This is a genomic window from Allobosea sp. P1_B10, from assembly GCF_056406735.1.
This window is the reverse complement of the sequence record NZ_JBFTZP010000004.1, coordinates 239,864-253,370: the sequence shown is the minus strand read 5'-3', so window position 1 is coordinate 253,370 and position 13,507 is coordinate 239,864. Positions and strand designations below refer to the sequence as shown.

At 65.7% G+C, this 13,507-nt stretch carries 12 protein-coding genes; 5 read left to right on the top strand and 7 right to left on the bottom strand.

What is annotated here, in order from left to right:
* Positions 1–66: 66 nt before the first annotated feature.
* From cysG to AC1D2L_RS11805, 7 genes are all read right to left on the bottom strand, one after another.
* Positions 67–1,527, bottom strand: coding sequence for a siroheme synthase CysG (gene cysG / locus AC1D2L_RS11835; protein WP_476846065.1), 1,461 nt, complete (start codon positions 1,525–1,527; stop codon positions 67–69).
* Positions 1,528–1,722: 195 nt separating this feature from the next.
* Positions 1,723–2,235 (bottom strand): DUF934 domain-containing protein, encoded by a 513-nt coding sequence (locus AC1D2L_RS11830; protein ID WP_476846064.1) that lies wholly within the window; start codon positions 2,233–2,235, stop codon positions 1,723–1,725.
* Positions 2,222–3,892 (bottom strand): nitrite/sulfite reductase, encoded by a 1,671-nt coding sequence (locus tag AC1D2L_RS11825; RefSeq protein ID WP_476846063.1) that lies wholly within the window; start codon positions 3,890–3,892, stop codon positions 2,222–2,224. The genes AC1D2L_RS11830 and AC1D2L_RS11825 overlap by 14 nt, the downstream gene beginning before the upstream one ends.
* A 2-nt stretch (positions 3,893–3,894) precedes the next feature.
* Positions 3,895–4,248, bottom strand: a complete 354-nt coding sequence (locus AC1D2L_RS11820) for a DUF2849 domain-containing protein (protein WP_476846062.1) — start codon at positions 4,246–4,248, stop codon at positions 3,895–3,897.
* A complete protein-coding gene (locus tag AC1D2L_RS11815; protein ID WP_476846061.1) occupies positions 4,248–4,385 on the bottom strand; it encodes a hypothetical protein in 138 nt (45 codons plus the stop codon). The genes AC1D2L_RS11820 and AC1D2L_RS11815 overlap by 1 nt, the downstream gene beginning before the upstream one ends.
* Before the next feature lie 135 nt (positions 4,386–4,520).
* Positions 4,521–5,501: a Gfo/Idh/MocA family protein gene (locus tag AC1D2L_RS11810; RefSeq protein WP_476846060.1), complete on the bottom strand. Its 981-nt coding sequence runs from the start codon at positions 5,499–5,501 to the stop codon at positions 4,521–4,523.
* Between the two features lie 89 nt (positions 5,502–5,590).
* Complete coding sequence (locus AC1D2L_RS11805) at positions 5,591–6,856, bottom strand: GGDEF domain-containing protein (protein ID WP_476846059.1); 1,266 nt, start codon at positions 6,854–6,856, stop codon at positions 5,591–5,593.
* A 276-nt stretch (positions 6,857–7,132) separates the two neighbouring features.
* Between AC1D2L_RS11805 and AC1D2L_RS11800 the strand changes: the two genes are divergently transcribed.
* The 5 genes from AC1D2L_RS11800 (at position 7,133) to AC1D2L_RS11780 (ending at position 13,113) form a co-directional block, all read left to right on the top strand.
* Positions 7,133–8,788, top strand: coding sequence for an acetolactate synthase large subunit (locus AC1D2L_RS11800; RefSeq protein WP_476846058.1), 1,656 nt, complete (start codon positions 7,133–7,135; stop codon positions 8,786–8,788).
* Positions 8,789–8,802: 14 nt separating this feature from the next.
* Positions 8,803–10,185 (top strand): aldehyde dehydrogenase family protein, encoded by a 1,383-nt coding sequence (locus AC1D2L_RS11795; RefSeq protein WP_476846057.1) that lies wholly within the window; start codon positions 8,803–8,805, stop codon positions 10,183–10,185.
* 287 nt (positions 10,186–10,472) lie between these two features.
* A complete protein-coding gene (locus AC1D2L_RS11790; protein WP_476846056.1) occupies positions 10,473–11,846 on the top strand; it encodes an acyclic terpene utilization AtuA family protein in 1,374 nt (457 codons plus the stop codon).
* 3 nt (positions 11,847–11,849) lie between these two features.
* Positions 11,850–12,161, top strand: coding sequence for a DUF4387 domain-containing protein (locus tag AC1D2L_RS11785; protein ID WP_476846055.1), 312 nt, complete (start codon positions 11,850–11,852; stop codon positions 12,159–12,161).
* A gap of 121 nt (positions 12,162–12,282) precedes the next feature.
* The gene (locus AC1D2L_RS11780) at positions 12,283–13,113 is read left to right on the top strand and encodes an alpha/beta fold hydrolase (protein ID WP_476846054.1); all 831 of its coding nucleotides are present in this window, start codon (positions 12,283–12,285) and stop codon (positions 13,111–13,113) included.
* Positions 13,114–13,507: the final 394 nt, after the last annotated feature.

Genomic DNA, 13,507 nt, shown 5'->3' with positions numbered 1-13,507 from the left:
CTTCCGAGGGCTCGAGGGGCTTGCGAAGTGAGCCCCGGTTTCATGACGCGTTTACGGCGTTGTCCGTCAGGCCCGCTGTCGATCTTCGCCCGGTGTCATCTGCGAGAGCGCGCTGCCCAGCGCATGGCCGACCATCACCAGCACCGGGCCGGACGCTGGCAACTCTCCCAGACGTTCGGGCAAGCTTTCGATCGTTGCCGCCAGATGAGCCTGTTCGGGACGCGTCGCGGCGAGGACGGCCACGGCCGGCGTCTGCGGATCGAGCCCCGCCGCAATCGCGCGATCGCGAAAGCCGGTGAGGGTGGCGCGCGCCATGTAGATCACCGTGGTGACATGGGGATCGGCCATCGCGCTCCAGTCGAGATCGGCGGGAAGGTCGCCGCTTCGGGCGTGGCCGGTGACAAACTGCAGGCGGCGGGCGTGATCGCGATGGGTCAGCGACAGGCCGAGCGAAGCCGCGGCACCCTGCGCCGCCGATATGCCGGGCACGATAGCGACCGGAATGCCTGCCGCCTCACAAGCGGCGATTTCCTCGCCGGCACGGCCGAAAATGCCGGGATCGCCGCCTTTCAGGCGCACGACATGCTTGCCCTGGGACGCGAGCGAAACGATCAGCGCGTTGATGTCGTCCTGCTTCACCGAGGGGCCATAGCCGGTCTTGCCGACCAGCATGCGCCTGGCCTCGCGTCGCGCGAATTCGAGCACGTCAGAGGAGACGAGGTCGTCATAGAGGATGATGTCTGCACTCTGGAGCGCGCGGATCGCCTTCAGCGTCAGCAATTCGGGATCGCCGGGACCCGCTCCGACCAGCGTAACGCGGCCGCCGATGTCGACTACGCCTTCAAGCCGCTGGAGATCTGCAAACAGGGCAGCCTTGTCGCCGGCGGCGGGTGGCTGCGCCGGCTGGGCCATGGCGCGCTCGGTGAAGCGCTCCCAGAAGGCGCGCCGCAGGGCGAAGGGAAGCTCGCGGATCTGCACGGCCGGCCGCCAGTCGGATGCTGCCTGTGCCCAGGCTTTCAGCCCGGCCGGCAGCAGCGCCTCGATCTTGCCCCGGATAGCCTGTCCGAAGACGGGTGCCGCTCCATCGGTCGAGATTGCCACGATCAACGGCGAGCGATTGACCACGGCGCCAAAGGCGAAATCGCAATGTTCGGGCTTGTCGACGATGTTGACCGGCACGCCAGCCTGACGCGCGGCCGTGACGAAGGCGCGGATCTCGTCTTCGTCGTCGATATCCGCCACCGCCAGAGCAGTGTCCTGAAGATCGGCCGCCTGCCAGCTCCGCGCGTGAATGATCGGCCGGCCGCCGGTTCCATCGGTATCCAGCTCGGCAAAGCCGGCGGTCCCGCTTGCGTCGAAGACATGCAACTGCGCGCCAGCGGCCGTCAGCAACTCGGCTTTCCAGAGCGCGGCCTCGCTGCCGCCGGCGAGCACGACCTTGCGCCCCTCCAGCTTGTGGAAGAGCGGCAATGTCGCCAGCGGCTCGATGCGCCGGGCCGGGGTTTGCACGGGTTGTCTCGGTATCATCGCGTCTCTTTGGCGGTACTAAGGGCCAGCGGTTGCGGGTCGCCGGGGGCCGGGGGCAGCATCAGCCAGATCGAAGCCAGCAGCAGTACGATAAGGCGGAAGCAGAGATCGAGCCAGACCCTACCCGTCCCCGGCGGCGAGGCTGGCCTGCATGCACGATCGGCTGCCGCGTCGTCCAGCCTGCCGTCCACGGCGCTAGATCGCGGCTGCCGCGCGGGCGGCGCGGCGCTGGTCGAGGATATTGCGGGAAGCCCCATAGCCTCGCTGGTAGGTGGCGGTGATCCGGGGCAGGGCGTCGAGCCACTGCGTGACCGGCTGCCGGGCGGCGTTCGCGGCGGGCAACTCGATCTCGTCGAAGCCGCAGGACAGGGCGTAGGCGAACTGGTCGGGAATCAGCGGGCCGGTGGCCCGGAGGCGGCCCTTGAAGCCGAGCCGCCGCAACCGCCGGGCAAGGCTGAAGCCGCGCCCATCCGAATATGCCGGGAAGGCGATCGCGATGAGCCCGAGGCGCGGTAGCGCGTCGCTTATCGCGTTGACGGGCAGGGCGTTGGGAATGAGCACGCCGATGCGCTGGTCCGGCGCCTGCCGACGCAGCGCCTCTTCCAGAGCGTCCCAGGGCACGAGCGCTTGCGCGAGATTGTCGATCGCGGCGCCGTCGGCCAGCGTCCAGGCGTCATGCGTCTCGCCGTCCCGATCAAGCAGCGGCATCGACGGCTCCCTGGAAGGCGGCCTTGAATGGAGCCAGCCCGATCCGCCTGACATTGGCGATGAAGCTTTCGCCCTGGCTGCGCTCGGAGAGATAGACGTTGACGATGCGCTCGATCGCGTCGGGCACGTCCTGCGCGGCGAGGCCCGGACCCAGAATTTCGCCGATCGCCGCGTTCTCGGTGGCGTCGCCGCCCAGCGTGATCTGGTAGGATTCGATGCCGCGCTTCTCGAGGCCGAGAATACCGATATGGCCGACATGGTGGTGGCCGCAAGCATTGATGCAGCCGGAGATCTTGATGTTGAGTTCGCCGATCTCGCGCTGGCGCGCGTCGGCTGCAAAACGATGCTGGATCGCCTGCGCGATCGGAATCGAGCGCGCGGTCGCCAGCGCGCAATAGTCGAGGCCGGGGCAGGCGATGATGTCGGTGATCAGGCCGATATTGGCGCTGGCCAGCCCAGCGTCGCGCAACCGTTGCCATATCGCGGGAAGGTCACGCTGGCGGACATGCGGCAGGACGAGGTTCTGAGCGTGCGTCACGCGTATCTCGTCATGCGAAAATTCTTCCGCGAGGTCGGCGACCGCCCGCATCTGCGCCGAAGTCGCGTCACCCGGAGCCTCTCCCACCGGCTTCAGCGAGATTGTCAAAGCGGCGTAGCCCGGCGCCTTGTGCGGGGTCGTATTGGTCTCGACCCAGCGAGCGAAGGCCGGGTTGGAGGCCTTGGCTGCGTCCAAAGTACGGCTCTGCTCCGGCAGCGCCTCATAGGCAGGCGGGGCGAAGTAAGCGGCGATGCGGGCGACCTCGGCCGGGTCGGCATTGATCGACGGGCCGTCGAGCTGGGAGAACTCCGCTTCCACACGCCGGACGAACTCATCCGTCCCGGTCTCGTGGACAAGGATCTTGACCCGCGCCTTGTACTTGTTGTCCCGCCGCCCTTCCGAATTATAGACCCGCATGACGGCTTCGAGATAGGCCAGCAGGTCGGCCTTGGGCAGGTAGTCGCGGACGACCTTGCCGAGCATCGGTGTGCGGCCAAGCCCGCCGCCGACGCAGACCTCGTAGCAGACCTCGTGGGTATCGGGATGGCGGCGCAGGCGCAGGCCGATGTCGTGCGCGCGGGTCACGGCGCGGTCATGCTCGGCTCCGGTCACCGCGATCTTGAACTTGCGCGGCAGGTAGCTGAATTCCGGATGCAGGCTCGACCACTGCCGTATCAACTCGGCGGTCGGGCGAGGGTCTTCGATTTCGTCCTGCGCCACCCCGGCGAAATGATCGGCCGTGACGTTGCGGATGCAGTTGCCCGAGGTCTGGATGCAATGCATCTCGACATCGGCCAGCAGGCTCAGGATCTCCGGCACGTCGCGCAGTTTCGGCCAGTTGAACTGCAGGTTCTGACGCGTGGTGAAGTGGCCGTAGCCGCGATCATAGCGCTCGCCGATCAGCGCGAGCTGGCGCAATTGCCGCGCGTTCAGCGTTCCATAGGGGATGGCGATCCGAAGCATATAGGCGTGAAGCTGGAGATAGACGCCGTTCTTGAGCCGCAACGGCTTGAACTCGTCCTCGGTCAGCGAGCCCGAGAGGCGGCGGGCGACCTGGTCCGAGAACTGGGTGACGCGCTCGCGTACGAAGCGCTCGTCGAATTCATCGTAGCGATACATCGTCAGGCCCTCCGCCCGGCTGGAATTCCCTCGCCGGCCTGCTTGCCGAGATCGGGGCGGTTGCTGGGCCCGAGCGTCTTGAAGCGTTCCCGGAAATGCCGCGGGACCGGCAGCCCGGTTTCGAGCGAGACATCGACGAGATACGCGTCAACGACATGCTGGGCGGCGAGCTCTGTTGCGGCGAAGGCTTCCAGTCGCTCCGCGGCCGGGTCGTCAGTCGCGACGAACGCCTGCGCGGGGTCGCGGCTCCAGAGAAGCGCGCGGTCATTTGCGCTGGCGAAGACGACATCGCCATCGAGAAGGTCATTGGCCAGCAGGATCGCCTGCAAAGCGGGGCGGTGGGCAGCGGTCGCCATCACGCAGCGCCCGATGGCACGAGAGCCGACGTGCCGGGTTCGTCGAAGCCGATGATCGAGCGGGCGCGGCGCGAGGCTGGCTCGCCCCTGAAGCTGCGCGCGGGACCCCGGTGGGCGAAGATTTCGAGTGTGGCCACGCCGCGATCGTCTCCGGTTTCTGCCAACCGGAGCATATGGCCGCGTGGCCACCGCATCAATTCACGCTGGGTAGCGTGTTTTTTCTTATTCCCGTCGCGCGGGAGGAAATTTCCCCTGGCGGCGCATCCAGGCTGTCAGCCGAGCCTGCTCGCCAGGATCCCCTCGACGATCTCCTGGACATCAAGCGCCTCGGCCAGCGTCGCCAGATGGTGCGGCTCGCCGCGGGTGAGGCGGGCGACGCCTTCGAGCTGGCGCTTCAGGGCAAGCGGACGGGCCTGCTCCTGGGGCAGGGCGCCGGGCGCGCGCTGCCAGCTGCCATCCGGCAGGCGCCGCTCGGCAATCGACCAGTCGCAGAGCCGGATCGCTCCCTTGTCGCCCTCGAGCATCCAGATGTTGTGATCGTCCTTGGCCGTGGTACCGACGCTGCCTGTCAGTGCGACAGGAACCTCGCCGGCGAAGAGGTGTGCTTCGATTGCGCGCTCGGCCTTGCCGGCTTCGGGAAAGCGGGCCTCTGCCTCGAGCCCGTGCAGCCTGCCGACCAGTCTGCGGCTGAGGAACAGGAAATGCGAGACCACCTCGCGGGTGAAGCCGCCCTGCGCGGTGGCGTCGAGCCAGCTTGCAGCATCCTGCTGCCAGGAGCGTGGCCAGGTCGCGAAGGCAACCTCGATCGTGACGCGAGAGACGGTGCCGACGATGCCCTCGTCGATCCAGTCCTTCAGAGTGCCCACGGCCAGCGAGGAGGCAAAGGGGAAATTGACGGCGCCGCGAGCGCCCGCATCGGCCACGAAGGCGCTGGCATCGGCGACGTCGACGGCCAGCGGCTTCTCGCAGAACACGGTTTTGCCTGCGGCCAGGGCCGCACGGGCGTGGCCGAGATGGTGGGCCGGCGGCGAGGCGATGTAGACGCAGTCGCTCGCAGCAATCAGCGCCGCAGCTTCGGCCGGCTGAGCGATCTCCGGAAAGCTTTGGGCCATGCGTGCCATGGCGGAGGCGGCCGGATCCCAGATCCCGCTGACGCGCAGCACCGGAGGCGATTGGTCGAGGATCGCGCGCAGCAGGCGCTCGCCCATGATGCCGGCACCGATGAGGCCGATCGAAAGCGTGGTGTCAGGCATCGTCATGATCTCGCAGAGGCGGGGCAGGGCCGTGCGATAGCAGGTTCGCGTCGCTGCGTCATGAGCGCGGCGGAGGGCGTTTCTGCCCGTCAGCGCTTTCGCTGGATCTGCGGGCTGCGCGTCGCCAGCGCCACGATGGGAGCGGGGGCCTCGAAGCGGCTGCGGTTGCGGCCGGCGTCCTTGGCTTCGTAGAGCATCGCGTCGGCGCGGCGATACAGGCTTTCCAGCGTCTCCTGCCCGTCGAAGCTGGCGGCTCCGATGCTGACGGTCAGGACGCGCGCCGTCGTCGAGGCGTCATGGGCGATCCCGAGAGCGTGGATAACCTCGACAAAGCCGTGCATCAGTCGCTGCGCTTCGTCCGGCTTGACGCCGTAGAGCAGCAGGCCGAACTCCTCGCCGCCCAGCCGGCCGACGAGATCGAGCGGCCGGTGCAGCGCTGCGCGCACGCTCGCGGCAACCTGCTTCAAAGCGAGATCACCGGCATGGTGGCCGTAACGGTCGTTGAAGCGCTTGAAGTGATCGACGTCGAGCACGGCCAGAACGACGGGCGTTCCGTCGCGCCGGGCCTGATCGAGTTCGATTGCCGCCTGCTGTTCAAAATGGCGGCGGTTGCCGATGCCCGTCAGCGGGTCGTGCATGGCGTAGTGATGCAGCAGGCGCCGCAGCAGGAACTGGTCGCGCTGGGCGTGCTCGCGAAGATAGGCCCCGACGGCGCCCACCGATGCCGTGAAGAACAGCATGACGGACAGGCGCAGATGCTCGGGCAAATGAGCGGGATCGAGCATCAACAGGCCGGCCATCGTCATTGCCAGGGCCGTGACGATGGCGGTTGCCGTGCTTTGGTAGAATGTCAGGCCGACCGGCAGGAACACCGCCATGATGACCGCGAACTCCGCCAGATCCGCATGTGGCAGTCCGCGCAACTTGTAGATGTCGGCGCTGATTGCGGCGGTGGTGCCTATCAGCACGAGTGTCAGGACCGACAGGCGCGGATAGGTTTTCGGCGGATGCGGGCGGGCCACCATCGTAACGAGGACGACCAGCACTCCCAGCGTGAGCAGGCGCAGGCCGATGACCAGGATCGCATCGCTGTGAAGGGCCGGGATCTCCGCCCTCAGATCGAGGCGATTCATGTCGAGCGCGGTGAATATCAGCCAGACTACGAGTGCGGTGACCGAGCAGATCAGCGTGCTCATGCGCTGATCGAGACGCATGTGAGCGAGGTATTCGCTCTCCAGCGTCGGTTGAAACAGCAGCCAGCGGAAACGCCCGGAGCGCTGGGTCGCATAAGCTTCGCCAGGCGTCGTTTCAAATGCAGCGTCGATGGGCGCGGTGTTGGTTCTCAATCGGGTCACGTCGGGATGATCGCAAACAGAGTCTAACGCTCGGTTCCCGAAATGTTGCGGGTTGCCCGGACGGTCAATGTTCGGAGAAGGTCTTAGCTTCAATTGAAGTTGATGCCATTTAGCGAATCCTAAGTTTGAATGTCAGCCTTTCCTTGGCCGAGATAGCAACCGCGAAAATCGGGGCCGGCCGCGTCATCGGCTTGATCAGGGGTGACCTGCGTCAACTGATGCTCGCAAATGTCGTCGAGAGTTGCCACGTTGGTCGAGCAACGAGGAGACGCCGTGATGTCAAAGGGTTCGGACCTGCTGGTGAAGGCTCTAGAGAACGAGGGTGTCGATCGCATCTTCGGCGTCCCGGGCGAGGAGAATCTCGACGTCCTGGAGTCGCTGCGCACATCGAAGATCAAGCTGATCCTGACACGGCACGAGCAGGCTGCGGCCTTCATGGCGGCGACGCATGGCCGGCTGACGGGGAAGCCTGGCGTCTGCATTGCGACGCTTGGCCCAGGCGCCCTGAACTTCTCGACAGGTGCGGCCTATGCGCATCTGGGCGCCATGCCGATGATCATGATCACCGGCCAGAAGGCGATCATGAGCGCCAAGCAGGCGCGTTTCCAGATCGTCGATGTCGTCGCCTCGATGAAGCCGTTGACCAAGATGACGCGCCAGATCGTCAGCGCCGCCAGCATACCCTCCGCGGTTCGTGACGCCTTCCGCGTCGCGATGGAGGAGCGGCCGGGCCCGGTGCATCTCGAACTGCCCGAGGATGTCGCGGCAGAGGAGATCGCCGACAAGCCCCTGATCCCGATCCACCCGCTGGAGCGGCCGATCGCCCAAGGCTCGGCGCTGGACCGTGCGGCGGAGATGATCCTGGCAGCCCGCCATCCGCTGGTGATGATCGGCGCTGCCGGCAACCGGCCGAGGCTGGTCGAGGAACTCTCGTCCTTCGTGGGGCGGACCCGGCTGCCCTTCTTCAACACCCAGATGGGCAAGGGCGCCGTCACCGGCGGCTCGAACCTCTATATGGGTACGGCGGCGTTGTCGGAGCGCGACTACGTCCACCGGGCCGTCGACCATGCCGACCTGATCATCGCGATCGGCCATGACACGGTCGAAAAGCCGCCCTTCCTGATGAAGAGCGCCGGCGGCTCGAAGGTCATCCATATCGGGTATCAGTCTGCCAGTGTCGAACAGGTCTATCACCCCGACGCCGAGGTGATCGGCGACATCGGCGCGACCGTGACGGGGCTTGCCGACCGGCTCGAGGGCAAGCTCTCGGGCGACGCCTCGATGCTGGAGCTGCGCCAGACGATCCTGGCCGAGATCAACGATCGCTCGGAGGAAAATCGCTTCCCGATCACGCCGCAGCGCATCGTCCACGATGTCCGCGCCGTCATGCCGGAGGATGGCATCGTCTGCCTCGACAACGGCATGTACAAGATCTGGTTCGCCCGGAACTACCGGACCCATGTTGCCAATACGCTCCTGCTCGACAACGCCCTGGCGACGATGGGCGCGGGGCTGCCCTCGGCGATGATGGCGGCGATGCTCTATCCCGAGCGCCGCGTCATGGCCGTCTGCGGCGATGGCGGCTTCATGATGAACTCGCAGGAGATGGAGACGGCTGTCCGGCTCGGGCTGAACCTCGTCGTCGTCATCCTCAACGACAACGCCTACGGCATGATCCGCTGGAAGCAGTCGGTCGATAATTTCCCCGATTTCGGGATGACCTTCGGCAACCCCGATTTCGTCCGCTATGCGCAGGCCTACGGCGCCAAGGGCTCGCGGGTCGGCTCGGTCGAGGAACTCGTTCCGGTTCTGGAGGCTGCCTTCAAGGGCGGCGGGGTCCATCTCGTCGAGATCCCGATCGACTATTCCGAAAACACCCGCGTGCTCGTCGAGGAACTGCGCAACCGCACTCCCGACATCCAGCTCGCCTGATCAGGAGACCGCCCATGCTAGAGGTCGTCCAGGCCTTCGACCGCGCTGTCATCACCGAGATCGCAACGGACGACGCCGCTGTGCTCGAATCCAAGCTGCAAGCGGCGCAGCGCGTCTTCCGCGATCGCGACGGCTGGCTGAAACCGCATCAGCGCATGGCGATCCTGCGTCGCCTCGCCGGGCTGCTTGAGGGCAAGCGCGACCATCTCGCGCTGCAGATCGCGCGCGAGGGCGGCAAGCCGCTGCCCGATGCGATCGTCGAGGTGACGCGCGCCATCGACGGCGTGCACAATGCCGCCGATGAGCTACGGAACCTGGCCGGTCGCGAGATCCCGATGGGCCTGTCGCCCGCCGCGGTCGACCGCTGGGCGTTTACCACCCGCGAGCCGATCGGCATCGTCGCGGCGATATCGGCCTTCAACCACCCGCTGAACCTGATCGTTCACCAGGTCGCTCCGGCCATCGCGGTGGGCTGTCCGGTCATCATCAAGCCGGCCGGGACGACGCCGCTGTCATGCCTCGACTTCGTCGCGCTGGTGCATGAGGCCGGACTGCCGGACGGCTGGGTCCAGAGCTTTGTCCCCGAGACGACCGAGCTTGCCGAAAAGCTCGCGACCGACCCGCGGGTCGCCTTCCTGAGCTTCATCGGCTCGGCCAAGGTCGGTTGGTACCTGCATTCCAAGCTGGCGCATGGTGCGCGCTCCGCGCTGGAACATGGCGGCGCGGCGCCTGCGATCGTCGACCGTAGCGCCGATCTGGAGACGATCATCGAGCCGATCGTCAAGGGCGGCTACTATCATGCCGGCCAGGTCTGCGTGTCGACGCAGCGCATCTTCGTGCACCAGGACATCGCCGGCGAATTCACCGAGCGGCTCGTCGCGCGCGTCAAGGCACTGCGGGTCGGCGATCCCGTGCTGACGAAGACCGAGGTCGGTCCGCTGATCCTGCCGAAGGAGGCCGACCGCATTGCCGGCTGGATCGACGAGGCGGTCAAGGCCGGAGCCAGGCTCGCGACCGGCGGCAAGCGCATCTCGCAGACGACGCTAGAGCCAACCGTGCTGCTCGATCCGCCGCGCGACGCCAAAGTCTCGCAACTGGAGATCTTCGGCCCTGCCGTCTGCGTCTATCGCTACACCGATCTGGATGAGGCGATTGCGCAGGCCAATGCCTTGCCCGTCGCCTTCCAGGCCAGCATCTTTGCCAGGGATATCGACGTCGCGCTCCGCACCGCCAACCGGCTCGACGCCTCGGCGGTGATGATCAACGACCCCACCACTTTCCGCACCGACTGGATGCCTTTTGCCGGGAGGCGTGAAGCCGGCTACGGCACCGGCGGCATACCTTTCACCATGCGCGACATGACGCAGGAGAAGATGATCCTGATGCGTCGGAGCTAGGCCGGTCCCACGGTCGCCGGTTTCGCGCCACCTCGGTTTCCGTCGAGCTGCGCGAGATGACGTTTGCGTTCAATGTATACAGCGCTATACAATTATGAACTGAACAGATCGCCGTTCAGGCGACCGCGCGCGGCTTGGGCCGCCCGTCCGAGGAAACCGAAGCGAGGCCGTGTTGAGCGCGCAATCCCTTGATCGCGTACACAATCCACACAGCCTCGACGGTCGACGACGACGCCAAGCATGGGCGGCGCCATTCCCGGCGCCTGCGGCCACGACGAAGGTGAGAGATGACTGAGGTCAGGGTGTTGTCGGCGTCGGGGCAGATAGGCTCGGGCTTTCTGGAATCCTCATTCGCGCGCGGCATCTCGCTCGACCCCCATGTCATCGCGTGCGACGGCGGTTCGACCGATGCCGGGCCGGCACATCTTGGCAGCGGCGAGCCGCATTTTTCACGCGAGGGCACCAAGCGCGACCTGAGGCTCATGCTTCTGGGTGGACGCAAGCTCGATGTGCCGGTCATCGTCGGTTCCTGCGGTTTCGGGGGCGGCGATGCCGGCGTCGATTGGATGCGCGACATCGCCCTGGAGATCGCGCGGGAGGAGGGGCTGAGCTTCAAGCTCGCTCTGGTCCGCTCCGAACAGGACAAGGACTACCTCAAGCGGCGGCTGGCCGAGGGGCGCATCACGCCGCTCGATCCCGCGCCGGAGATCAGCGATGCAGTGATCGACAGGAGCTCCCACATCGTCGGCATGATGGGGCATGAGCCGATCGCCCACGCGATCGAGCAGGGCGCGCAGGTGGTCCTCGCCGGGCGAGCCTCCGATACGGCTCTTTTCTCGACGGTGCCGCTGATGATGGGCGCGGGTGCCGGGGCTGCCTGGCACGCGGCAAAGATCCTGGAATGCGGCACGGCCTGCGCGGTCCAGCGCAAGCGGCCCGACAGCCTGATGGCATGGATCCGCGACGACCATTTCGACATCGAGCCTATGGATATGGAGGTGCATTGCAGCCCGCAGAGCGTCGCCTCGCACACGCTCTACGAGAATGCCGACCCGTTCCTGATCACCGAGCCCAATGGCGTGATCGATACGCTGGAGTCGCGCTACGAGGCGCTGAACGACCGGGCGGTCCGTGTCTACAACTCGAAGTTCAGGCCCTCGCAGCGGGTCACCATCAAGCTCGAAGGCGCCGAGCTTGCCGGCTACCAGGCCTTGATCATTGGCGGCGTCCGCGAGCCCTTCATCCTGCGCCAGCTGGATTCCTGGCTCGACGGCATGCGCGAGAAATTTTTCGCGCGTGTGCAGGAGATGTTCCAGGGCAGGGTCGGGCGAAACGACTACGACATTCACGTCCGCGTCTATGGCCGCGACGCCGTGATGGGGCCGCTCGAACCGTTCGCGGATCGGGTCGGGCATGAGGTCGGCCTGCTCTTCACCATCACCTCGGCGGAAGAGGCCACGACCGACGCGATCGCCAAGACATTCGCGCATTTCGCGGTGCATTTCCCGATTCCGGAATGGCGTGGACTGATCACCGGCATCGCCTTTCCGATGGCGCCGAGCCATGTGAACCGGGGGCCGGTCTATCGCTTCAACCTCAATCACATCGTTGCGCCGGAGCATCCGCTTGAGATGTTCCGGACAGAGTTCCTGGAGGTTTGAACCATGGCCAAGCTCGGTGATCTCGCGCGCCTGATCCGTTCCAAGAATGCCGGCTCCTTCACCTTGACCTTTGATGTGATGTTCGAGACGGACGAGGTCTATCGCAGGGTCTGCGACGCCAAGGTACTCACGAAAGCGAGCTTTGCGGCGATCTACCGCGTGCCCGAGGCCGACGTGCTGTTCTTCGAGCATGACGCCGCCAAGGCTATCAAGATCTCGATCCCGCGGCCCGAGATCCAGGGCTCGCGCAACGATGGCGACATCTATGGCGGGCAGCAGCATGGCCCCCTGGTGGAACTCGAGATCCCCGATTGACCCTCGTCAGATGCCAAACCCTGCACCGTGCCTTCCAAGCGAGATGACGCTGCGGTAACCTGACGTCTCAAGCCATCGAGAACTGCCAGCAAACGCACCGGTTTCGCAGGAGTACGATTTCATGGGTACGGTCACGGTCAAGGACGGCACTTCCATCTTCTACAAGGACTGGGGTCCAAAGGACGCGCAACCGATCGTCTTTCACCATGGCTGGCCGCTGAGTGGCGACGATTGGGACAACCAGATGCTCTACTTCCTCGACAAGGGGTTTCGCGTCATCGCCCATGACCGTCGCGGTCACGGACGATCCTCGCAGAGCCCCTCGGGGCACGAGATGAATACCTATGCAGCCGACGTGGCCGAGCTTGCCGAGGCGCTGGACCTGCGCAACGCGGTCCATATCGGGCACTCCACGGGGGGCGGGGAGGTCGTGCACTATCTCGCCCGCGCCAAGCGGGAGCGGGTGGGCAAGGGTGTGATCGTGGGCGCGGTTCCCCCGGTCATGGTCAAGTCGGACAAGAATCCGGGCGGCCTGCAGATCGAGGTGTTCGACGGCCTGCGCAGCGCGCTCCTCGCCAACCGGGCGCAATTCTACATCGACCTGCCGAGCGGCCCCTTCTACGGATTCAATCGCCCCGGGGCGAAACCGTCCCAGGGGTTGATCGACAACTGGTGGCGGCAGGGCATGATGGGGGCGGCGAATGCCCATCTGGAGTGCATCAAGGCGTTCTCGGAAACCGACTTCACGGATGATCTCAGGCAGATCGAGATTCCCGTGCTCGTGATGCACGGCACCGACGACCAGATCGTGCCCTATGACGATTCCGGCCCACTCTCGGCCAAGCTCCTGAAGAACGGCACGCTCAAGAGCTATGACGGCTATCCCCACGGCATGCTCTCGACCCATCCCGAGGTCCTCAATCCCGATATCCTGGCATTCCTGAGGTCCTGAATCGCGTTCCAGGTCCGTCTGGGCCCGCGGCATCGCTTTCGTGTCCGCGAGTCCTTGCGGCCTTGCCGATTCACGGTGTCCTGCGCGGCGATTCTCGTCGCGCTTTGCAACGGCGCCCCGGCGAATTTTGCCTAGTGCTGCGGGGCTAAGACGCTGGTAGCGCTGCACTCCTTTTAACGCGGGGCGGCGACGGACGAGACCTGGTCCGCTCTCCGGTCGGGCCAGGCTCTTCCGAGCAAGCGCGCTGCGATGCCTGCGTAGCCTCATTTCGCAAGACATTGAAATATCATTCGTTTGCCTGATCTGGCGCGATTTCCAAAGCTCTCGCCAGCGGCGGGAAAGTTGTGCGATTTACGACTCGTTAACCATTCGCTGGCTAGATCAGGGCAACCGA